General features: G+C 69.2%; 17 protein-coding genes. 7 read left to right on the top strand and 10 right to left on the bottom strand.

From position 1 onward, the window contains the following. Window positions 1-43 precede the first annotated feature (43 nt). Window positions 44-904, bottom strand: coding sequence for a glycosyltransferase family 2 protein (locus BUQ68_RS10990; protein ID WP_075215996.1), 861 nt, complete (start codon window positions 902-904; stop codon window positions 44-46). A 704-nt stretch (window positions 905-1,608) separates the two neighbouring features. On the opposite strand from BUQ68_RS10990, the gene BUQ68_RS10995 reads away from it, so the two are divergent. Together BUQ68_RS10995 and mfd are read left to right on the top strand one after the other, a co-directional pair. Beyond that, window positions 1,609-1,914, top strand: a complete 306-nt coding sequence (locus BUQ68_RS10995) for an FAD assembly factor SdhE (RefSeq protein WP_075215997.1) — start codon at window positions 1,609-1,611, stop codon at window positions 1,912-1,914. A 214-nt stretch (window positions 1,915-2,128) separates the two neighbouring features. Continuing rightward, window positions 2,129-5,782: a transcription-repair coupling factor gene (gene mfd / locus BUQ68_RS11000; protein ID WP_075215998.1), complete on the top strand. Its 3,654-nt coding sequence runs from the start codon at window positions 2,129-2,131 to the stop codon at window positions 5,780-5,782. Between the two features lie 539 nt (window positions 5,783-6,321). Here the strand turns inward: mfd and BUQ68_RS11005 are convergent. The 6 genes from BUQ68_RS11005 to BUQ68_RS11030 all read right to left on the bottom strand — a co-directional run bounded on the left by BUQ68_RS11005 (window position 6,322) and on the right by BUQ68_RS11030 (window position 12,245). Further along, complete coding sequence (locus tag BUQ68_RS11005) at window positions 6,322-7,167, bottom strand: transporter substrate-binding domain-containing protein (protein ID WP_245293220.1); 846 nt, start codon at window positions 7,165-7,167, stop codon at window positions 6,322-6,324. 394 nt (window positions 7,168-7,561) lie between these two features. Then, window positions 7,562-8,383, bottom strand: a complete 822-nt coding sequence (gene mazG, locus BUQ68_RS11010; RefSeq protein WP_075215999.1) for a nucleoside triphosphate pyrophosphohydrolase — start codon at window positions 8,381-8,383, stop codon at window positions 7,562-7,564. Window positions 8,384-8,595: 212 nt separating this feature from the next. Then, entirely contained in the window at window positions 8,596-9,522 is a 927-nt protein-coding gene (locus BUQ68_RS11015; protein WP_075216000.1) for a metal ABC transporter permease, read from the bottom strand. Further along, entirely contained in the window at window positions 9,519-10,454 is a 936-nt protein-coding gene (locus BUQ68_RS11020) for a metal ABC transporter permease (RefSeq protein ID WP_075216001.1), read from the bottom strand. Before BUQ68_RS11020 ends, BUQ68_RS11015 begins: the two co-directional genes overlap by 4 nt. After that, window positions 10,451-11,260: a metal ABC transporter ATP-binding protein gene (locus BUQ68_RS11025; RefSeq protein ID WP_075216002.1), complete on the bottom strand. Its 810-nt coding sequence runs from the start codon at window positions 11,258-11,260 to the stop codon at window positions 10,451-10,453. Before BUQ68_RS11025 ends, BUQ68_RS11020 begins: the two co-directional genes overlap by 4 nt. Window positions 11,261-11,273: 13 nt before the next feature. Then, complete coding sequence (locus BUQ68_RS11030; protein ID WP_245293221.1) at window positions 11,274-12,245, bottom strand: metal ABC transporter solute-binding protein, Zn/Mn family; 972 nt, start codon at window positions 12,243-12,245, stop codon at window positions 11,274-11,276. Window positions 12,246-12,580: 335 nt separating this feature from the next. Here BUQ68_RS11030 and BUQ68_RS11035 point away from each other — a divergent pair, with 335 nt between their 5' ends. The 5 genes from BUQ68_RS11035 to BUQ68_RS11055 all read left to right on the top strand — a co-directional run bounded on the left by BUQ68_RS11035 (window position 12,581) and on the right by BUQ68_RS11055 (window position 18,136). Continuing rightward, window positions 12,581-13,207: a regulatory protein RecX gene (locus BUQ68_RS11035; protein WP_175577787.1), complete on the top strand. Its 627-nt coding sequence runs from the start codon at window positions 12,581-12,583 to the stop codon at window positions 13,205-13,207. A gap of 282 nt (window positions 13,208-13,489) precedes the next feature. Next, window positions 13,490-14,092, top strand: coding sequence for an SAM-dependent methyltransferase (locus BUQ68_RS11040; RefSeq protein WP_075216003.1), 603 nt, complete (start codon window positions 13,490-13,492; stop codon window positions 14,090-14,092). 115 nt (window positions 14,093-14,207) lie between these two features. Next, complete coding sequence (locus BUQ68_RS11045) at window positions 14,208-14,666, top strand: hypothetical protein (RefSeq protein WP_075216004.1); 459 nt, start codon at window positions 14,208-14,210, stop codon at window positions 14,664-14,666. Next, window positions 14,663-16,945 carry a glycosyltransferase family protein gene (locus BUQ68_RS11050; RefSeq protein ID WP_083656487.1) on the top strand — a complete coding sequence of 761 codons (2,283 nt, stop codon included), beginning with the start codon at window positions 14,663-14,665 and terminating at the stop codon, window positions 16,943-16,945. The genes BUQ68_RS11045 and BUQ68_RS11050 overlap by 4 nt, the downstream gene beginning before the upstream one ends. 102 nt (window positions 16,946-17,047) lie before the next feature. Further along, window positions 17,048-18,136: a glycosyltransferase gene (locus BUQ68_RS11055; protein ID WP_075216005.1), complete on the top strand. Its 1,089-nt coding sequence runs from the start codon at window positions 17,048-17,050 to the stop codon at window positions 18,134-18,136. A 61-nt stretch (window positions 18,137-18,197) separates the two neighbouring features. Here BUQ68_RS11055 and BUQ68_RS11060 read toward each other — a convergent pair whose 3' ends face one another. The 3 genes from BUQ68_RS11060 to BUQ68_RS11070 all read right to left on the bottom strand — a co-directional run bounded on the left by BUQ68_RS11060 (window position 18,198) and on the right by BUQ68_RS11070 (window position 20,700). Continuing rightward, a complete protein-coding gene (locus BUQ68_RS11060; protein WP_075216006.1) occupies window positions 18,198-18,449 on the bottom strand; it encodes a hypothetical protein in 252 nt (83 codons plus the stop codon). Between the two features lie 80 nt (window positions 18,450-18,529). After that, on the bottom strand, window positions 18,530-19,354 hold the full coding sequence (locus tag BUQ68_RS11065) for a M15 family metallopeptidase (RefSeq protein ID WP_075216007.1): 825 nt from the start codon (window positions 19,352-19,354) through the stop codon (window positions 18,530-18,532). Next, window positions 19,348-20,700 (bottom strand): caspase family protein, encoded by a 1,353-nt coding sequence (locus BUQ68_RS11070; protein WP_075216008.1) that lies wholly within the window; start codon window positions 20,698-20,700, stop codon window positions 19,348-19,350. Before BUQ68_RS11070 ends, BUQ68_RS11065 begins: the two co-directional genes overlap by 7 nt. Window positions 20,701-20,702: the final 2 nt, after the last annotated feature.

Genomic DNA, 20,702 nt, shown 5'->3' on the forward strand with positions numbered 1-20,702 from the left:
GCACGGGGAGCGGTCACGCCCCCCGGGCCGCGCCCGCGGGCCGTCAGAGCAGGGTGAAGCCCCTCAGGCGCCCCACATGGAGCCCGAATTCAAAGAGCCAGGCCTCGTAGGTTATCTGTCCCATGACGATCAGCGCCGCCCGGGTGAGGCAGGCGGCGAAGCGGCGCGACTCGCGGGCAAGATAGCGGACCCGCGACCGGTGGCCGTACTTCTTTTGAAGCAATGCTTCGCTCCGGCCCCAGGCGACGCCCTGGTTGTAGCGCGCCGTGCCGCTGTCGCGGAGCCGGTAGTGAACCTTGGCCTTGGGCTCGAAGTGGAGTTGGAAGCCCGCGCGCTGCGCTCTCCAGCAGTAGTCGATATCCCAGGACGTACCGCAGTCGTGCGCCGGGCCGCCGATCGCGTCGTAAACGGCGCGGCGGAAACCGATGGCGCAGCCGAAGCCCCAGGGTAGAGTCCAAAGCGGACCGGTTCCGACCATCAGCCCTGTTTGCTGAACGGTGAACGCGCGCGCCAGGTCGGGTCGATTCAAAGGGACGGGATCCAAAGCCGCCACGACGAAATCATGATGGCGGAGCGCTTCGCTCATGGCGGCAAACCAGTCGTCCGCCAACTCGTCGTCAGCCTCGCAGAGGAGAAGGCACTCGCCACGCGCCGCCGCGAACCCGGTGCGATAGGAGTGATCGACGCCTTGCCGCGGACCCGTGCCGTCGAAGGCCTGGACGATCCTCAGGTTCGGAAGCTTGTCCACATACTCACCGACGATGTCCATCGATCGGTCTGTACATCCGTTGTCCACCACAAGCACTTCACAACCATCCGTCCAGTTCTGTTGGGCAAGAGAGTCCAGCTGAACAGCGATCGTGGACACGCCATTATAGACGGGCAAGATGACGCTGTACTGCATCTCGGACCCCCTCGATCATCATCACTACTAAGAATAGGGAAAGACGTGAGTGAACTATTGGATTGCGAAAATTGCACCTGATTACTGCACATTATGGGTTATAATCCGTTGGATCTAGATTTATCTCAGGATGAGTTCTTGCCGCAATTGAAAAAACGGGGACAGATCGCCGTGATATGGGTGGTTGAGGATACCGTTTACTTTATTTAGACTCTGGGTCAGATAGTCGGGTTCGACCATTAAGACGGCAGGCGGTGGGCTTATGGGGGATTTGCTTCTCATCGAGAATGAATTGGTCTCCAGTTTTACGGCATTGTTTTCGCTCGACTTCATTCGAGCCTCACACCAAGAATGGACCCGGCAGAACGGCGACGTTAGCAAAGTGGACCAAACACCTGTCGACTTTCGTCTGTTCGTCTACACACGAGCACTCGGACTCATCATCAACGAGCTGAATTTCAACACCGACGCACATGTGGAAGACGCTGACGACAGGCCTGATCGGCTGAAGGTAATGCGGTCTCTGTGAGATATTGTTCTTAGTGAGAATTCACGGGTAGGGACATCAGCGTGCAATCACTGTCTCGAACGTCCTGGTCCGACGGGCCGGTGATTCCGCGCGGCCGTTAAGCCCGATCGGATTTCCTCCGACGGCAAACGGCTCTACATAGAGGGTCGAAAAACTCGGCATCCGGAGCGCCCCCATGTCCATCCCGTCCTACGGCCTCACCCGAACCTCGGACGATCTCGACGTCCGCCGCCGGAAGGCGCTCTATCATGCGTGGCACCGGGGCACGCGGGAGATGGACCTGCTGCTCGGCCGCTTCGCGGACGCGCATATCGCCGATCTGTCCGAGGACGAACTCGGCGACTTCGAGCGGCTGATGGAGGTGCCTGATCGGGACCTGTTCGGCTGGATCCTCGGCCGCGAGGAGACGCCGGACAACTACAAGGGTCCCGTCACCGAGAAGGTGCTGGCCTTCGCCATGGCGAACCCGCTGACGGGCTGAACCGACGCACGCTTTTCCCCTGACTTTCCGCCCGACGGGCGCTACATAGAACGCGTCGCCGACGGGCCCCGAACGGGCCCGGCGGTGGCTTGCCGTTGTTGAGGCAAGACGACCGGCGCGATCCTGTCGCCGGCCGCAGCCGCCCGTGGGCGTCGATCCGGCGCCTCTTTCATGCCTTCGGCGCCCTTTGCCGGCGCCCGTTCCAAGAGCCGCCATGTCCCGCACCGCCAAGAAGCCGCTCGACGCCCATCTGTTCGACGAGTATCGCGCCGTCACCGTGGCGGGGGTGCCGGACGGGGCGGAGGCGCTGGCGCTGGCCGAGATCGCCCGGGCCGCGCCGGGCAAGGGCGTGCGCGCCGTCTACGTGGCGCGGGACGGGCAGAGGCTCGCCCAGTTGCAGCGGGCGCTCGGCTTCTTCGCGCCGGAACTCGGCACGCTGGAGTTCCCGGCCTGGGACTGCCTGCCCTACGACCGGGTGTCGCCGACGCCCGCCATGGTGGCCCGGCGCATGACCACGCTGGCGGCGCTGGTGGCGAGCCGCAATGAGACCAAGCCCTTCGTGCTCCTGACCACCGTCAATGCGCTCGTCCAGAAGGTGGTGCCGCCGACGCTCGTCTCCGGCGCGGTGCTGACGGCGGCGCCCGGCAACCGTATCGACATGACGACGCTGACCGCCTGGCTGGAGGACAACGGCTTCTCGCGCACCTCGACCGTGCGCGACACCGGCGAGTACGCGGTGCGCGGCGGCATCCTCGACCTCTTCGCGCCGGGGACCGAGTATCCGGTGCGGTTCGACTTCTTCGGCGATACGCTGGAATCCATCCGCACCTTCGATCCGGAGAGCCAGCGGACGGTCGGCCAGTTGATCCGGCTCGACCTCGTTCCAATGTCGGAGGTGCAGCTGACACCGGCCTCCATCAAGCGCTTCCGCCAGCGCTATGTGGCGGCGTTCGGGGCGGCGACCTCGGGCGATCCGCTCTACGAGGCGGTGTCGGAGGGCCGGCGCTACGCGGGCGTGGAACACTGGATGCCGCTCTTCCACGAAACGGTCGCGACCCTCTTCGACTATGTGCCGGATGCGCCCTACGTGCTCGATCCGCTCGCCGACGAGGCGATCACCGAGCGGCTCGTCACGGTGGCCGACCACTATGACGCGCGGCTCCATGCGCTAAAGGACGGCGGCGCCGGGGCGCCCTACAAGCCGCTGCCGCCGGGCGATCTCTACCTCCTCGATCGGGAGGTGAAGGCCGCCCTCGACAGCCGCGACGTCGCGCGCCTGACGCCCTTCCACCGGCCGGAGCAGACGTCCGCCAAGGTGGTGGATTTCGGCGGCAAGACCGGCCGGTCGTTCGCGGCGGAGCGGGCGAGCCCGGACGTCAACGTGTTCGACGTGCTGGTGCAGCATATCCGCGCGCTGAAGGCGGAAAACCGGCGCGTGGTGCTCGCCTGCTGGTCGGAGGGCTCGCGCGACCGGTTGGCGCAGGTGATCAACGACCACGGCGTGCAGGCGACCGACACGGTGCCGCATCTGGCCGCAGCGCTAAAGACGCCCGCCCACGTGCTGCCGCTCGCCATTCTGGGGGTCGAAACCGGGTTCGAGCTGCCGGACGTGGTGGTGGTGGCCGAGCAGGACGTGCTCGGCGACCGGCTGATCCGCGGCGCCAACCGCAAGAAGCGGGCGGACAACTTCCTCAAGGAGGTGGCGGCGCTCGCCGAGGGCGACCTGGTGGTGCACGTGGACCACGGCATCGGCCGCTTCACGGGCCTGAAGACCATCGAGGCCGCCGGAGCGCCGCACGACTGCCTGGAGATCCAGTACGCCGGCGGCGACCGGCTTTTCCTGCCGGTGGAGAACATCGAGCTTCTGTCCCGCTACGGCTCGGAAGACACCGAGGCGGTGCTCGATCGGCTGGGCGGCGGCGCGTGGCAGGCCCGCAAGGCCAAGATGAAGAAGCGGATCCGCGAGATGGCGGACGAGCTGATCAAGACCGCCGCCGCGCGCATGCTGCGCACCGCCCCGTCGCTGATCCCGCCGGAGGGCGTCTACGACGAGTTCGCCGCGCGCTTCCCTTATGACGAGACCGAGGACCAGCTGAACGCCATCGACAGCGTGATGGGCGACCTCGGCTCCGGCCGGCCGATGGACCGGCTGGTGTGCGGCGACGTGGGTTTCGGCAAGACGGAGGTGGCGCTCCGCGCGGCCTTCCTCGCCGCCATGTCGGGCAAGCAGGTGGCCGTGGTGGTGCCGACGACGCTGCTGTCGCGCCAGCATTTCCGCACCTTCGAAGCGCGCTTCAAGGGGCTGCCGATCGAGGTGCGCCAGGCCTCGCGGCTGGTGCCGGCCAAGGATCTCGCCGCGACGCGGGCGGGGATCGCCGACGGCACGGTGGACATCGTGGTGGGCACCCACGCGCTTCTGGCCAAGGGCATCGCCTTCAAGGACCTCGGCCTCCTCATCATCGATGAGGAGCAGCACTTCGGCGTGAAGCACAAGGAGCGGCTGAAGGAGCTGAAGGCCGACGTGCACGTGCTGACGCTGTCGGCGACGCCGATCCCGCGCACGCTGCAGCTGGCGCTGACCGGCGTGCGCGAGCTGTCCCTGATCGCCACGGCGCCGGTGGACCGGCTGGCGGTGCGCTCCTTCGTGACGCCGTTCGACCCGCTCACCATCCGCGAGGCGCTGCTGCGCGAAAAGTACCGCGGCGGCCAGGCCTTCTACGTCTGCCCGCGACTGACCGACCTCGCCTCCCAGCGGGAGTTCCTGGAGAAGCACGTGCCGGAGGTGAAGGTGGCGGTCGCCCACGGGCAGATGGCGGCGACGGACCTTGAGGACATCATGAACGCCTTCTACGAGGGCCAGTATGATGTGCTCCTCTCCACCACGATCGTGGAGTCCGGGCTCGACATCCCGACCGCCAACACGCTGGTGGTGCACCGCTCCGACATGTTCGGCCTTGCCCAGCTCTACCAGCTGAAGGGCCGCGTCGGCCGGTCGAAGACGCGCGCCTACGCGCTCTTCACCACGCCGGCAGAGAAGAAGCTGACCGCCCAGGCGGAGCGGCGGCTGAAAGTACTGCAGAGCCTCGACACGCTGGGCGCCGGCTTCCAGCTCGCCAGCCACGACCTCGACATCCGCGGTGCCGGCAACCTCCTCGGCGAGGAGCAGTCGGGGCACATCAAGGAGGTGGGCTACGAGCTCTACCAGCAGATGCTGGAGGAGGCCGTCGCGGCGCTGAAGACGGGCGACGAGAGCCTTTCGGAAGACCAGTGGAGCCCGCAAATCACCGTGGGTACGCCGGTGATGATCCCGGAGACCTACGTCAACGACCTGACGCTGCGCCTCGGCCTCTACCGCCGGCTCGCGGACCTGGAGGACGCCGGCAGCATCGACGCCTTCGGCGCGGAGCTGATCGACCGGTTCGGGCCGCTGCCGAGCGAGGTGGAGCACCTTCTGAAGATCGTCACCATCAAGGCGCTCTGCCGCAAGACCAACGTGGACAAGGTGGACGCCGGGCCGAAGGGCGTCGTGATCTCGTTCCGTGAAGGGCGGTTCGACAACCCGCCGGCGCTCGTCAAGTACATCGGCGAGCAGGGCATCATGGCCAAGATCCGCCCGGACCAGAAGGTGGTGCTGGTGCGCGACTGGCCGGACCCGGAGCAGCGCCTGAAGGGCACCGCCGCCATCCTGGTGCGGCTTGCCAAGATGGTGGACGAGGCCAAGGCCGGCGCGCCGACCAAGCTCACCATGCCGGCCACCCCGCCACCCCCGCCGCCGGAGCCGGTGCGCAAGGGTAGCTACCCGAGCGTGGCGAGCTTCAAGGCGAAGGGCAGGGGGGTGAAGGGCGGGAGCGGGTTCGGACGACGGTGAGGGGTGGGGAGCTTAAGGGGGCGGGTCGCGCGGGTCACGACGATCGGGGGCGGGTGGAGAGGCCGGTGGTTGCGGATCCGCCATCTTTTGGTCAACGCGTCACCCCGGCGAAAGCCAGGGCCCAGCCGACGGTGGGAACCGGGGCGGAAGGGTGCCGGGGCAACACGGAGATGGCGCCGTCGGTTGGATCCCGGCGTTCGCCGGGATGACGATCGGGCGCTTAGACGGGGTGGCGCGGGCATGCTGGCGCCGGTCACCGCCGTCCTCGTCATGGGCCGGTTCATCCGGACCAGCCACGCATTTTGCCGCTCGGGGCGCGGGAAACCCTATACGTCAGGGCGCAAGAAATGCGTGGGTGGTCCGCCTGCGCGGACCATGACGATCGGGGTGGGTGGGACGGTCGGTGCGGGTCGTTTCTTTGCCGCCGCACCCATTTCCGTCACCGGCTTTGGAAACTCCGTAACCGTCGCCGCCGCACGAAAAAAGCCGCCGGGGGTTGCCCGGCGGCTGGCTGGCGCATGCGGGAATTTACCGTCGTGTCAGTTCATCTTGGCGACGCAGTCGGCGTCTTCCTTGAGGCTCGGGGCGTCCAGGTACTTGGCGCGGATCTTCGTGTAGGTGCAGTCGGCGATGATCTCCTCGAGAGCGAGGTTCACCCGGTCGAGCAGTTCCTGGCTGTCCTTGCGGACGAACCACGAGAAGCCGCGCTTGTCTTCCGGCACGGACGGGTCGCCGAGCCAATGGTCGCCGCCGCCGAGCTTCCAGTCCTTGCCTTCGGGCTTGTTGATCAGCTCGACAGTCCAGTTGATCTTGCTGTCGAAGGTGAGGTCGATGCGGCCGGCCAGGAGATCGAGCTTGATCTGGTCCGGGTTGTCGTAGAGCACGAATTCCATCGAGTTGGGGAAGTGCGTCTCGATGTACTTGATGGTGGCGGCGCCGCGCTGGAGGCCGATCTTCTTGCCGGCGAGGCCCTCGGAGGTGAAGGTCCAGTCGGAGGAGGCCGGCACCACGAAGGTGGTCGGGTTGTAGACGACCGGGCGGCTGAAGAGGCCCTTTTCGGCGCGCTCCGGGGTCGGGGCGAGCTGGGTGGCGATTAGGTCGAACTTGCCCTGGAGCATGGACGGGATCAACGCCTTGAAGTCGATGGCGACGATCTCGCACTCGACGTTCATCCGCTTGCAGACCTCGCGGGCGAGATCCGGCTCGACACCGACGACGGCGCCGGTGGAGTCCACGATGGAGAAGGGCGGATAGGTGCCCTCGTTGCCGATGCGCAGCTTTTCCGCCTGCGCCGAGGCCATGCCGCCGACGACGATCAGGGAGCCGAGCGCGAGGCTGGCGACCGCCGATCGCACGAGCCGCATACCGAAGTGGTCCATCTTCATGTGTAGTCCTGCCCTGGCATTCCCTCGACCGTTCCGGCGAGGTCCTTGATGCTGAATGCTAGTCGGCGGCACGAGGCGGAAAAATCGACAATGCCTAATGCGAAGGCAGGGCGTTAAGCGATGCAAAATCTGCCTAGCGCCGCGCCGCACTGGTCAGCACATGGGCATCCGACCATCCGTATCGTCCAGCGTCGCCAGGCCGGCGGCAACCCAGGGCGGAAGCGGCGCCGCGGCGGCGCGCGGGCGTTTCGACCGGCAGCCTGGAGCAGTTCCCGACCTGACGCCAATCGCCAGGTCGGGAAGATATCGCTCCAGATACAATGAGCCGGAGCATTCTCTCATCGCTCAAGTCGTGCAACTTGATCGGAGAATGCTCCAGCGGGGCGGAGAACCGTCAGCCGGCGGTCTTGGCCTGCTGCCAGAGCGCTTCCATCTCGGCGAGCGTGGCATCGGCCGGCGTACGGCCGTCCGCCTTCAGGGCGGCTTCAATGAAGCGGAAGCGAGTGCGGAACTTCTGGTTGGTGGCGGCGAGCGCCACGTCCGGGTCGACGTCCAGGTGGCGGCCGAGGTTGGCGAGGGCGAACAGCACGTCGCCGAGCTCGCCGGCCACAATCGTGCGGTCGGCGCGGGCGTCGATCTCGGCCTCCAGTTCGTCGAGCTCCTCGCGGATCTTGGCGAGGACGGCCTTCGGGTCGTTCCAGTCGAAGCCGACGGTGCCGGCCTTCTCCTGCAACTTCACGGCCGCCTTCAGCGGCGGCAGGATGGCCGGTACATCGGCAAGAAGGCCCTCGTCCGGGGCGGGGAGGCCGGCAGCCGCGCGGCGGGCGCGCTTCTCGGCCTTCTCCTCCGCCTTGAGGGCCTTCCAGAGGCCCTTCGCCATGGAGGGCGAGCGGGCCTCGGCCGGACCGAACACGTGCGGATGGCGGCGGATCATCTTGGTGGTGATCGCCTCCACCACGTCCGGGAAGGCGAAGCTGCCCTCCTCCTCGGCCATGCGGGCATGGAAGACCACCTGCAGGAGAAGGTCGCCGAGTTCGTCGCAAAGGTCGGCCCTGTCGCCGCGCTGGATGGCGTCCAGCACCTCGTAGGCCTCCTCCAGGGTGTAGGGCGCGATGGTCTGGAAGGTCTGTTCCACGTCCCAGGCACAGCCGGTGGCGGGATCGCGCAGGCGCGCCATGACCTCAAGGAGGCGCTCGATATCGCGGCCGGGCTGCATCAGGGGGAGGGCTCCTGGAACGATGGGGGTCCGGCCCTGGATCTAGCATTCCGGCCGGGAAAAGCCCACCGCCGCGGCCCGCGGTTCATACCTCGCTCGTAAAGTACCGACACGTCGGAACTTTACGAGGTTACGGCCTGATCGGCCGACGCCCGTTCGGGCTTGCCTTCACCCACTAAGTTTCGACAAGTCAAAACTTAGTGGGCTCGGTATCAGGCCGGCGCGCCGATCGACCGGGTGCCCTTGCGGCGGGGGCCGGCCACGCAGGCGGCCGCGAGGATGAGGCCGGACACCACGGCGATCATGCCGGCGGCGCTGACGCTGGACTGGAAGCCGATCCAGAGCGGCCCGTAACCGGCGGCGACATAACCACCGACAGCGGAGGCGACGGCAAAGAGAAGGCTCCAGGCCACCTGCGGCACCAGCCGGTCGGTCATCAGCCGGGCGGCGGCGGGTGGGCAGATGAACATGGCGACGACGAGAATGGAGCCGACCGCCTCGAAGGCGAACACCGCCACCACCGCCGTGAAGAGGAGAAGCGCCATGTCGACCACGCGCGGGCGCGCGCCGACCGTGGCGGCGAATACCGGGTCGAACGAGCCGATCACCAGCTCCTTCCAGAAGGCGAGCACGAAGGCGGCGACGGCCACCAGCACCGCGAGAAGGCGCCAGACCTGCGGGGGGAGGGCGGCAAGAGCAGTGGGGTCGAGGAGGGCGGCCCAGCCGGTGCCCTCGAACCAGATCAGGCTTTCCAGGTTGCCGAGAAGGGCATGCTCCACGTCGAGGTGGACCGATCCGGCACCGGAGGTCTCCAGGAGGAGGACACCGCCGGCGAACATGCTGGTGAAGACGACACCCATGGCGGCCCCCGGCTCCACCCCGCCGACCGAACGGACGAGCGCGATCAGGGCCGAGGCCAGCACGGCGGCGGCGGTGGCGCCGAGAAGCATGGGCAGGGGCGCCACGACGCCGGTGAGGAGAAAGGCGGCGACGATGCCGGGCAGCACCACGTGGCTGACCGCGTCGCCGATCAGGCTCTGGCGACGAAGGACGAGGAAGTTGCCGACGAGGGCGCAGGCGAGCGCCGCGGCGGTGGAGACCACCAGCGGCACGAGGGACAGGAGGACGAAGTCGTTCATCCGACCGCCTCCTCGGTCCGCCGGCGGACGAAGGCCGGGAAGAGGCCGCGCGCCGGACCGAAAAGCAGCGAGACGACGAAGAAGGCCGTGCCGGTGAGGACGATCAGCGGGCCGGTGGGCAGGCCCGGGCCGGCGGCCGACAGGGCGGCGCCCACGTGGCCGGAGACGGCGCCCATGCCGGCTGCGATCAGCGTCATGGTGCCGACCCGGTCGGTCCAGAAGCGGGCGGCGACGGGCGGAATGATGGCGAGGGCCACCACGAGCACGAGGCCGGCCACCTGCAGACCGATGACGATGACGACGAGGAGGATGCCGATCATCAGGAGGTCGACGCGGCGCACGTTGACGCCCGTGGCGGCCGCGAAGGTGGGATCGAAGCAGACCAGCGTGAACGACCGGCGGAGCGCCATGATGAGGAGCCCGGCGACACACGCCGACAGCGCGATGGTCTGGGCCTCCACGAGGCGCATGCCGGCTGTGGCGCCGAGGAGGAAGCCGGCGATGCCGGCCTGGCCGCCGACGTCCATCGACTGGATGACCGTGAGGAGCACCACGCCGGCGCCGAAGAAGGTGGAGAGCACCGCGCCGATCGCCACGTCCTCGTCGAGCCGGGTGTTGCGCGTGATGGCGTCGATGGCGAGGAGCCCGAGCACGGCGGTGCCGACCGCGCCGAGCATCAGCCCCGGCAGGAAACGGCCGTCGCCGGTTGCGAGCGCCATCACGATGAAGGCTATGGCAAGGCCGGGGAGGGTGGCGTGGCTCATGGCGTCGGAGACGAGCGCCCGGCGGCGGAGCGTCACGAAGGTGCCGATCGCCCCGGCGTTGGCGCCGAGAAGGGCGGCGCCGATGGACACGAGGGTCGAATTGTAGCCGGCCTGGAAGGAGAGGGCGGCGAACACCGCCGGCCCGAAGTCCGTCGCGAGCGTGGTCATCGCAGGCGCTCCGGCCGGCCGCGACCGTCCGGGAAGGCCTCCAGGGACAGCCGACCGCCGTAGGTCGTCTCCAGCACGTCGGGGGTGAAGACCTCGGCGGTGCGCCCGGCGGCGACGATGCGGCCGGCCATCAGCACCACGTGGTCGAAGATCTCCGTGACGCTGGCAAGGTCGTGGTGGACGGCCACGATGGTGCGGCCCTCCTGGTTGAGGCTGCGCAGCACCTCCACGATCGCGGCTTCGGTGGCCGCATCGACCCCGGCGAAGGGCTCGTCGAGAAGCGTCAGGTCGGCGTCCTGGGCGAGCGCGCGGGCGAGGAAGACCCGCTGCTGCTGGCCGCCGGAGAGCCGGCCGATCTGCCGGTCGGCGAGGCCGGCCATGCCGACGCGGGCGAGCGCCGCGCGGGCCTTCTCCTTGTGGCGGCGGCCGGGCAGGCGCATGAAGCCCATGTCGGCGTAAAGCCCCATCAGCACCACGTCGAGAGCGGTGGCCGGGAAGTCCCAGTCCACCGCCGCCCGCTGCGGCACATAGGCGACGCGCCGGCGCACCGCGCCGAAGGGCCGGCCCCAGAAGGCGACGCGGCCGCTTGTGCGCGGGATAAGGTCGAGCGCCGCCTTTAGAAGCGTGGACTTGCCGGCGCCATTCGGCCCCACGATGGCGGTGAGGGATCCCGGCTGGATGTCGACCGAGGCGGAGCGGATGGCCGCAAGGTCCTGGTAGGCGACCGTCATGTCGCGGATCGACAGCGGGGAGGCCGCGTCGACGGCGGCTGTCGGATCGGGCGGAACGGGCGCGCGCTTCAGCATGGATCGATCTTTCTCAATTCACGGCGCCGAGACGGCCGTTGAGGCCGGCTTCGGGCGCGGTGCCGCCGAGGGCGCGGGCGATGAGCGTGACGTTGTGGTCGATCATGCCCATGTAGGTGCCCTCGTAGGTGCCGGCGCGGCCCATGGCATCGGAGTAGATCTGGCCGCCGATGACCACCTTGTGGCCGCGCGCGGCGGCGCCTTCCACCAGCGCCTTCACGTTCCGCTCCGACACCGAGCTTTCCACGAAGATGGCGCCGATGCCGCGCGAGACCAGCACGTCGACGAAGGACTCCACGGTGGCGAGACCCGCCTCGCTTTCGGTGGAGATGCCCTGGATACCCATCACCTCGTAGTCATAGGCGCGGCCGAAGTAGTTGAAGGCGTCGTGCGCGGTGACGAGCACCCGCGCCTGTTCCGGCACGCTGGCGAGAACGGTTTCGGCGTAGCCGGCGAGCCGATCGAGGTCGGCCTCGGCCTTGGCGAGGTTCGCCGCATAGTCGGTCTCGCCGGCCGGATCGAGCGCGACCAGCGCGTCCCTGGCGGCGCGGACCACCAGCACCCAGAGGCGCGGGTCCATCCAGACGTGCGGGTCGTACTTGTCCGGGTACTCGTCGTGGGCAAGCAGCCGGTCCTTCGGGACGGCGGTGTCGGCGAGGGTGAACAGACGACGGTGGCTGGCGAGGCTCTCGAAGAAGTCCTCCAGCTGGGCCTCCAGATAGAGCCCGTGCCGGAACACCGCGTCGGCCTTGACCATGGCGGCGATGTCCGAGCGGGTCTGGCGGTAGGTGTGCGGGTCGATGCCCTCGCCCATCAGTCCCTGGACCTCGACCCGGTCGCCGCCGACGGTGCGGATGGCGTCGGCGATCATGCCGGTGGTGGCAACCACGGAGACGGGTTTGGCGGCGGCAAGCACAGGGCGCGCGGCCGTGGCGATCGCGAATGCGGATGTCAGGAGGAAAATGCGTCGGTCGATCATCGTCATGGGTGGCAGAGTCCGATCTTGGGCGCCGAAGGGGATTTCCAAAACTGCAATTGCAAACTATTCGCAATTCAATGTAGAGGGTGTCGCAGCGCTGTCAAGGGCCATGGTGCGATGCAAGGCTCGTCCGACCGCGGTCAGGTCGGCCGTCCGTCGGCCGCGAGTCGGCCGGGTGGACGGACGATGCCCGCCAAGGGCACCATCCCCGGAGCCGCGCGAGAATAGGCCCTGGGCGATCAGCGCTTCTCGCCATCCCGCAGGAACGCCGCCCAACCCATTCCGTGCGAACGCGGAATCGTGGCCGCTTGCGGGCTGGCCGGCTGTCGGAAATGATGGCGATGATGAACGCGCGCGCAGATGACGACGACGACGAAAAGGAAGCGGTGGGCGGGTTCTGGGATCCGCCGCCGGCAGCCGGGGAGGGCGATCGGAACCCGGATCGGGACTGGCTCCGCCGGGCCGCCCTCGCCTATTTGGAACGGTATGCGTCGTCGGAAGCGAACCTGGTGCGCGTTCTCCGCCGGAAGATTCGTCGGCGCGAGGCCCTGGCGGAGCGTCCGGTGCTCGATCCGGACAAGCTGATTGCCGAGGCGGTGGCGGCCTGCCTCCGGATCGGCCTCCTGAACGACGCCGTGTTCGCCGAATCCAAGGTGGCGTCCGGCGCCCGCAAGGGCCAGTCGCGCCGGAAGATGATGGCGGTGCTTGCCCAGAAAGGCGTCGAGCGCGATCTGGCGGAGGCTGTCGTGGAGCGGGACGCACCGTCCGCGGTCCGGGCCGCGCTGGTCTTCGCCCGCCGTCGAAAGCTCGGCCCCTGGCGATCGCCCGGCCGTGTGGTGGATGACCGGGGTGCCCGCGAGATCGCCGCGCTCTGCCGCGCCGGCCACGGCTACGGCATTGCCCGTGCGGTGGTGGAGATGGATATGGATGCGGCCGAGCGGATGCTGGCCGACGATGAAGAGGGTTGAGCCGGTCCAGACCGGCCGGCTCTATCCAGGCTGATCTCGATATTCCATAATATCCCTTATGCGATTTGCAGATCGGTTTTCCGTATCCTTCCAATAGGTTGACTATTGTCCGAGACCGTCGGTCAATGAACGCCCTCGCCTGCCGCGGCGTGTCGGGGCCGGGTCTGCCCCACGCGGGCCGGCAGGCCCGATCGCCTGGATCCGTGTTTCCCGAACCACGCTGTCTGGCTCCCGCCTATCATCCGGTCCATGCTCGACGCGGATCAACGCCGGAGAGCATCCATGACATTCTGGGACGAGCGGTACGACCGGGAGGATTACGTGTTCGGCACGCGGCCGAACGCCTTCCTGGAACGGCAGGCGCACCGGCTCCAGCCCGGCCAGACGGTGCTGGCCGTCGCCGACGGCGAAGGTCGCAACGGGGTTTGGCTGGCCGAACAAGGGCTGCAGGTGCATGCGGTGGACGGCTCGGCCGTCGCGGTCGGAAAGGCGAAGCGGCTGGCCACGGCGCGCGGTGTCACGGTGCGGAGCGAGGTCGCCGACCTTGAGGACTTCGCCTGGCCGGACGCCGCCTACGACGTCGTCGCGGCCATCTTCATCCAGTTCGCCTCTCCGCCGTTCCGCAGCCGTCTGTTCGCCGGGATGCGCACCGCGTTGAAGCCCGGCGGCCTCCTCCTCCTGGAAGGCTATCGGCCCGAGCAGTTGAACTATCGGACCGGAGGTCCGCCGACCGTGGAGAACCTCTACACCGAGGACCTTCTGCGGGCGGAGTTCGGCCTGTTCGACATCCTGGAGCTTCGCGCCTACGACGCGGTGCTGGAGGAAGGCAGCGGCCACGCGGGCCTTTCCGCCTTGATCGATCTGGTGGCGCGAAAGCCCGTCTGACACGGGAGCGGTACCGCACCGGGGCGCGGCCCGACGCGGCGCGCTTGTCGCTTGTGGCGAGGCCGGGTATCGTCGGGATGAGGGCCACGAGGGCCCGCTCCTGGCAGCCCCGCTCATGCGCGCCTTGTTCGATCGGCTCCTGTCCCTGCGGTCTGCCCGCTCCTCCGGAGCAGCCGCGGAAACCCTTCCGCCCGCGCTGCCGGCGGACGACGCGACCGCAGCGACGGCCGAGCGGCCGGTGCTCCTGGTCTCCATGCTGGAGGTTCAGCCGGAGGAGCATCCGGAGATCCTCGACAAGGTGATGGCGACCTTCGGCGCCAGCCACAAGCTGGTGTTCCTGATCTCCACCGACGCGTTCGGCCCCTTCCTCGCCCGGCAGTCGGCGATCGAATACTTCATGCCGATCGACCAGCAGATCCTCCACCGGGACCTGATGGACTGGCCCGACTATCTCGCCGAGAAATGGGCGCTGCTCCTCCTGAAGTGGCGGCCCGCCTCGGTGATCGCCTACGGCATGAATGTGGATCGGTTCCTCAACGCCGCCCGGGCGGCGCGCGCGGCGGGCCTTCCTTGACGCCAGCCCTGGACATCCTCTTCGTCACGGACCCGCGCTTCGAGGGCGGCGTCAGCACGGCGCTCGGCGTGGAGATCCGCGAGGCCGCCCGGCTCGGGCTTCGAACAGGGCTCATCATCGTGCGCGGACCGTTGATCCGCCGCACCTTGGCGACCCATCCGGACATCGCCGCCGCCCTCGACCAGGGGCTCGTCGCAAGGGTCGATCCGCAAGAGGCGGTGACGGCGGCGCTGGTGCTGATCCATCATCCGACCATCCTGTCGAACCCGTTCGTGCCCCGCCCCCGTGTGACCGCCGGCCGGGTGGTCGTGGTCCTGCACCATCCGGTCCGCGATGCGTCCGGACGGCGCCAATACGACCTCGCCGCCGTGGTGAAGAACGGCCGGATGGCGTTCGGTCGGCCGGTGGAACTGGCGCCCATCTCCGCTGTGGTGCGCCAAGGACTGCCAGGGCTGGCGATCGACGGCGGCACGGTGCTGCCCGCCGATTGGGACAACCTGCTCGACCTCGACCGCTGGCCGCGCCGGCCGATGCGCGCGCCGGAGGCGGGCGCCGCGGCGGTGGTGATCGGCCGCCATGCCCGCCCCGACCCGAAGAAATGGCCCGATTCCCTGGAGGAGGCGCGGGCCGCCTATCCGACGCCGCCCGGGTGGCGCGTGCGCGTTCTCGGCGCCGGCGATTTTCTGGACGCGCTCTATCCGGAACGGCCGGCCGAATGGGATCTCATCCCCTTCAACGCCATGCCGGTGCAGGACTTCCTCTCCGGCCTCGACGTATGGGTCTACTTTCACGGAAGCGCCTGGCTGGAGGCGTTCGGCCGGACCGCCCTGGAGGCCATGGCGACGGGCGTGCCGGTGATCCTCGCGCCCCACTTCCGGCCCCTCTTCGGCGACGCCGCGCTCTACTGCGAACCCGGCGAGGTGGAGGCGACCGTCCGGAGCCTGATGGAGACGCCTAGCGCCTGGGGGGAGCGGTCCGATGCAGGCCGGACCTTCGTGATGGAGCGGTTCGGTGCCGGGCGCTTCCAAGCCCGCGTGGCGCCGCTGATCGCCGCCGGGCGGGTGATCATCGAAGAGACGCGGCCGAAGGGCTCGGAGGTGGCACCCCCCTCCCCGACCGGTTCCGCCCTGGCGTCGGCCGCGGTGCGCCCGACCCCGGCGGCCCGGCCCGTGCTCTTCCTCTCGTCCAACGGCATCGGGATGGGGCACCTGGTCCAGCAGCTGGCGATCGCCGATCGGCTTCCGTCCACCGCGAAGCCGGTGTTCGCCACCATGTCCTATGCGGCCTCCGTCGTCCGGGAGGCCGGCTACGCCACCGAGTTCCTGCCCCACCACCGCAACGGCGGCCTGGACGCGGCAGCCTGGAACGACCACTTCGCCGAAGTGCTTCTCGACCTCCTGATCCGGCTCCGACCGCCGGTGGTGCTCTATGATTCGACGGCCGCGTTCAGCGGCGTGATGCGGGCGCTGGAGGTCTACCGCGACGCGTTCACGGTCTGGGTGCGACGCCCCCTATGGCAGGAGATGCACCGGCGCTTCCTCGATGCCTTCTGGCGGTTCGACGCGGTGATCGAGCCGGGCGAACTGGCGGCATCGTTCGACCACGGACCGACGGTGGAGCAACGGCGCGACGTGCTGGTCACCCCGCCGGTGCTGCACCTTTCACCTGCCGACCGGTTGCCCCGGCCGGTCGCACGCCAGCTACTGGACCTGCCCGAGGACGCGACCGTGGTGGCGATGCAGCTTGGCGGCGGCAACAATTTCCCGCTCGCCGCCCTCCAGTCCGTGCTGGTGGAGGCGGTTTTGGAACGCCCCGAGACGCTGCTCCTGGAGATCCGCTCGCCCGTTCGGGTCGGTCCGGACGAGCCGCCGCCGACGCATCCGCGCCACCGGGTGATCAGGCTCTTCCCCGCCTTCCGCTACTCCACCGCGTTCGACGCCGCCATCACGGCAGCCGGCTACAACGCCTTCCACGAAGCCATCCTGGGCGGCATTCCGAGCCTGTTCGTGCCGAACGAAGCGGCGGAGATGGATCTGCAGGTCAACCGCGCGCTCTGGGCGGACCTGAGCGGGTGCGGCCTGATCTGCCGCCGCGACCTGCACGGCCCTTCGGCGCGCGAGCGGGTCGCGCGGCTGTTGGACGCCGCCGAACGGGCGCGGATGGTCGAGGCCTGCGCGTTCCACGGGTCCGTGCGGAACGGCGCGGACGACATCGTCCGGCTGGTGACGGACTCCCTGCACCTGGTCCGGTCCGATCGCGACCCGGCGATCCGCATCTAGAGCATGCTTCGACACGGGCAGGGCCGGACCGGTCCTGTCGGAACGAGTTTCCACACGACCAGACGATCTTCGTCCGGTCGGACGTCACGCCAGGAAGGGTGGATGCGCCGCACGGTTCTCTTCGTCTCCTCCAACGGCGCGGGACTCGGCCACCTCACCCGGCAGATGGCGGTGGCGCGCCGGCTTTCGGACCGCTTCCGCCCGGTGTTCCACACCCAGGCCCACGCGCTCGCCCTCGTCCGCGCCGCCGGCATTCCGGTGGTCCACACGCAGCACCACGACGCGGCCGGCTGTCCCATGGACGCGTGGAACGACGCCCTGGAGGCGGATCTTCTCGCCCTCGGCCGGCGGCTCGATCCGGCCGCCGTCGTGGTCGACTCGACGGCCCTCTTCGGCGGCTTCGCGGGCTTTCTCCAGCGCATCAACCCAGTGCCGCGGGTCTGGGTGCGGCGCGCCTTCTGGTCGGAGGAGAACCGCTTCTTTCTCGATCTGGCACCCTTGTTCGACCGGATCGTCGAACCGGGCGATCTGGCGGACGCGCTCGACACGGGGCCGACCACCACCATGGCCGAGGGCGTCGTCAAGGTGCCGCCGACCCTCCTCGTCGATCCGCAGGACCGGCTCGACCGCGACGCGGCGCGCCGCGCGCTGGGACTGCCGGCGGATGGAGCCGTGGTGGCCTTGCAACTCGGCTACAGCTTCGGCGCGCGGACGGACGCGCTGCGGGCGCAGGTCCTGGCCGCCCTCACGGGACGCGCCGACCTGACGGTGGTGGACATCCGCTCGCCGCTGGAGCCGCGCGGCAACGGCCCCGCGCGACCGCCGGAGGGCGTCCGGCAGGTCGATCTCTTTCCAAGCTTTCCGGTGTCGCGCGCGTTCGACGCCCTGATCGTGCCGGCGGGGTACAACAGCTTCCACGAGGCCGTGCTCGGCGGCATCCCTGCCCTCTTCCTCGCCAATACGTCCGCCGGCATGGACAGGCAGGATCTCCGGGCGGCCTGGGCCGAGGCGAGCGGCTTCGGGCTCGGCCTTCCCGTCGACGCTCCGGGGCAGACGGTGGCCGCCGCGGTCGAGCGGCTGCTGTCGCCGGCCTTCGAGGCGGGCCGCCGGAAAGCGGCCGATCGCATCGCCTGGAGCAATGGCGCCTCCGCCATCGCCCGCATCATCGAAGAGATTGCCGACGGCGGATGAGCGTGCTGGACCACCGGCCGCCCCTTCGGCCGACAAGTTGCCGCCTGACGCAAGAAGGGCCTCAGTAGTCCGACCCGCTGTCCGCGCTGCGATTGCCGGAGATCTGGACCCTGCCGGCGGTCGCGGCCTCTGCGGCCTTGGTCTTCTTCGCCTGGTCGGCGCATTTCGGGTCGCGCTGCGCCTGGGGTGTCGCGCAGAGCTCCGGCGTCTGGGTCGCGGTGGCGCAGCCGGCGAGCATCGCCGACGTCACCGCGACCGATGCGCCGCGCCCGATCCTGCCCCGCCACCGGATGAACGTCTTCAGAAAGTCCATGTGCCGCCCTCTCCTCGCCAAGGCCCCCGCCCCGGCTCTGCCATGTCATGGTCCCGCCATCGCCGGCACCCGATCGGACCTCAGCGGTCCATCATCCGGGCATGCAGGATGAGTTCCGGCCGGTACTCGAAGTGCATGCCGTCGAAGTGGTGCCACTTGCCGCCCCAGATGAAGCCGTAGCGTTCGAACGTCTCCACGATCTCGCGCGGAATGCGGTTGGCGTAGGGGCCGGCGTCGCCCTCCGCCCGGCCGGACCAGCGCCAATAGCCGCCGAGCGCGGTGTTGAGGTCGAACGCGATGCCGTAGCTGTGGGCGCTGTAGCGCGTCGTCCCGGCGATCGGCCGCCAGTTGAAGCTGCCGCCCACGTCGCGGAAGAAGGGCCGCCAGTCGATCGGCAGGGCGGCGACCGCGGCGAGCGCGGCCGCCATCTGGCAGGCGACCCCCTGGGCGCGGGTCATGTAGAAGGTCGCGGTGGCGCCGCCGGAGATGACCGTCTTCTCCAACTGCCGCTTCACGGCGGCGGCGCTCGACCCGTAGAGCGCCTGGAAGAAATCCTCAGACCGGGCGCGGCCCGGATCGAACCAGGGCCGGCCGCGGCTCTCCAGGTCGAAGGCGAGCGGATAGCGGTCATGGAACTGCTCGCGAAGGCTCGGCGCGTCGAGCCGCGCCGCGGGCGCGCGATCCGGATCGTCGCCGAGCGGCAAGCGGCTGCCGTCCGGCAGGACGACGGCCCCGTTCTCTACCGAGACGTTCGGGTAGGCGGCGGCGAGCGCGGCGGCGACCGGGTCGGTACCCGCCACCGGCAGCGGCATGGCCATGAAATCAACCGCCCCGCAGTCGGCCGCGACGGCCGGCCGGCCGAGGAAGGCAAGGGCGAGGAGGAGCGGGCCGAGGCGCTTCAGCATCCGAGCCGCCCCTCTTCGGCCTTCAGTTCGTCCACCCGCCGGCGCTCGGCGGCGCTGAGCTTCGGCGACGAGGTGGTGCAGCCGGAGGTGTCGAAATACTCCCGCGCCTTGGCGGTGGTGAAACAGTAGCCCTTGGCGGCGAAGATGGCGTTCCGCTCGTACCAGAGGTCGAAGCAGCTTGCCGGCCCGGTCTCCGCCTCCATGGCGGGGGGCATGGCGGGCGCGACCGGCGTCGGCGGGACGAGGGCAAGCAGCCGGGCCTCCGCCTCGGCCCGGTAGCGGCCCTCCGGAAAGCCGAGGAGGTAGGACTGGTAGGCGCTCTCGCTGTCGCTGGCGAGCGCCTGCTGCCAGATCTCCGCCTCCACCATGCCGGTGATGATGCGGCGGGCGTCGGCGGCACGCGGGTGGTCCGGATGGCGGCGCACGAAGCCGTCGAGCGCGGCGCGGTCGCCGGACTGGAGCGCGGCCAGGAAGTCGAGCTCCGCGTCGGCGGCGGAAACGGCCGGGGCCGACGCCCCTGCCCCGCTGGCGCCGCCCGGGTCGATCGCGGCCGGGCCGGTGGCCGCGGGCACCAGGTAGATCTCCTTGTCCGGCAGTTGCATCCGCTCCATCGGCACCTGCGTGCCGTTGGTGGCGGCGCGCACCTTGGCGCCGAGCTTGCGGAACATGAAGCCGACCTCCAGGCCCGGTTCCCCGAGCACCTCCAGGAGGGCGCTCGCATAGGGGCTGTTGCGGCCGGTGCCGTCGGCAGCGGTCTGTCCGGGCTGGGCGGCGAAGCTGACGAGGAGGCCCGGGTCCTCCACGGTCACCGGCGCGAGCCCGCGCGAGAGCGAGCGGCTGGCGCCGCTGCGGCTGAGCTTGGCGAGGAAGGGATTGTCCCGGCAGGCGTCCACCAGCACGAGGCCGAGGTCGCGCGCCTGGGACACCGCTTCGGCAACCGCGTCGAGGTCCACGGTTTCCAGTTTGGCGCCGATCTCGTCCTGCATCAGGGCGTCCACCGGAATGAGATAGTTGCGCCCGCCGATCTCGATGCCGTGCCCGGCATAGTAGACGAGCGCGATGGCGGCGCCCCGCGCGTTGGCGGCGAACTCCGCCACTGCCCGGCGGGCCGTCATGGCGTCGAGATCGATGGCGAGCGTCACTTCAAAGCCGATCTCGGTGAGGCGGGTAGCGAGCGCCTCCGCGTCGCGGCGCGGGTTGGCGAGCGCCGCCACGTTCTGGTAGGCGGCGTTGCCGATGACGAGCGCCACCCGCTCGGCGGCCGCGGACTCGCCGGCCGACAGCACGAGGAGAAGGCCCGCGAGCGCGAGAACGCCCCTCGCCCACCCGATCCGTTGCCGTGCCATGC

Origin of the sequence: Mongoliimonas terrestris, from assembly GCF_001927285.1 — a bacterium.
Classification (GTDB): domain Bacteria; phylum Pseudomonadota; class Alphaproteobacteria; order Rhizobiales; family Pleomorphomonadaceae; genus Chthonobacter; species Chthonobacter terrestris.

Bases quoted from the DNA above. Each gene is read 5' to 3' on its own strand.
- BUQ68_RS10990 (WP_075215996.1), bottom strand. From the start codon at position 904: ATGCAGTACAGCGTCATCTTGCCCGTCTATAATGGCGTGTCCACGATC.
- BUQ68_RS10995 (WP_075215997.1), top strand. From the start codon at position 1,609: ATGTCCATCCCGTCCTACGGCCTCACCCGAACCTCGGACGATCTCGAC.
- mfd (WP_075215998.1), top strand. From the start codon at position 2,129: ATGTCCCGCACCGCCAAGAAGCCGCTCGACGCCCATCTGTTCGACGAG.
- BUQ68_RS11005 (WP_245293220.1), bottom strand. From the start codon at position 7,167: ATGAAGATGGACCACTTCGGTATGCGGCTCGTGCGATCGGCGGTCGCC.
- mazG (WP_075215999.1), bottom strand. From the start codon at position 8,383: ATGCAGCCCGGCCGCGATATCGAGCGCCTCCTTGAGGTCATGGCGCGC.
- BUQ68_RS11015 (WP_075216000.1), bottom strand. From the start codon at position 9,522: ATGAACGACTTCGTCCTCCTGTCCCTCGTGCCGCTGGTGGTCTCCACC.
- BUQ68_RS11020 (WP_075216001.1), bottom strand. From the start codon at position 10,454: ATGACCACGCTCGCGACGGACTTCGGGCCGGCGGTGTTCGCCGCCCTC.
- BUQ68_RS11025 (WP_075216002.1), bottom strand. From the start codon at position 11,260: ATGCTGAAGCGCGCGCCCGTTCCGCCCGATCCGACAGCCGCCGTCGAC.
- BUQ68_RS11030 (WP_245293221.1), bottom strand. From the start codon at position 12,245: ATGACGATGATCGACCGACGCATTTTCCTCCTGACATCCGCATTCGCG.
- BUQ68_RS11035 (WP_175577787.1), top strand. From the start codon at position 12,581: ATGATGAACGCGCGCGCAGATGACGACGACGACGAAAAGGAAGCGGTG.
- BUQ68_RS11040 (WP_075216003.1), top strand. From the start codon at position 13,490: ATGACATTCTGGGACGAGCGGTACGACCGGGAGGATTACGTGTTCGGC.
- BUQ68_RS11045 (WP_075216004.1), top strand. From the start codon at position 14,208: ATGCGCGCCTTGTTCGATCGGCTCCTGTCCCTGCGGTCTGCCCGCTCC.
- BUQ68_RS11055 (WP_075216005.1), top strand. From the start codon at position 17,048: ATGCGCCGCACGGTTCTCTTCGTCTCCTCCAACGGCGCGGGACTCGGC.
- BUQ68_RS11060 (WP_075216006.1), bottom strand. From the start codon at position 18,449: ATGGACTTTCTGAAGACGTTCATCCGGTGGCGGGGCAGGATCGGGCGC.
- BUQ68_RS11065 (WP_075216007.1), bottom strand. From the start codon at position 19,354: ATGCTGAAGCGCCTCGGCCCGCTCCTCCTCGCCCTTGCCTTCCTCGGC.
- BUQ68_RS11070 (WP_075216008.1), bottom strand. From the start codon at position 20,700: ATGGCACGGCAACGGATCGGGTGGGCGAGGGGCGTTCTCGCGCTCGCG.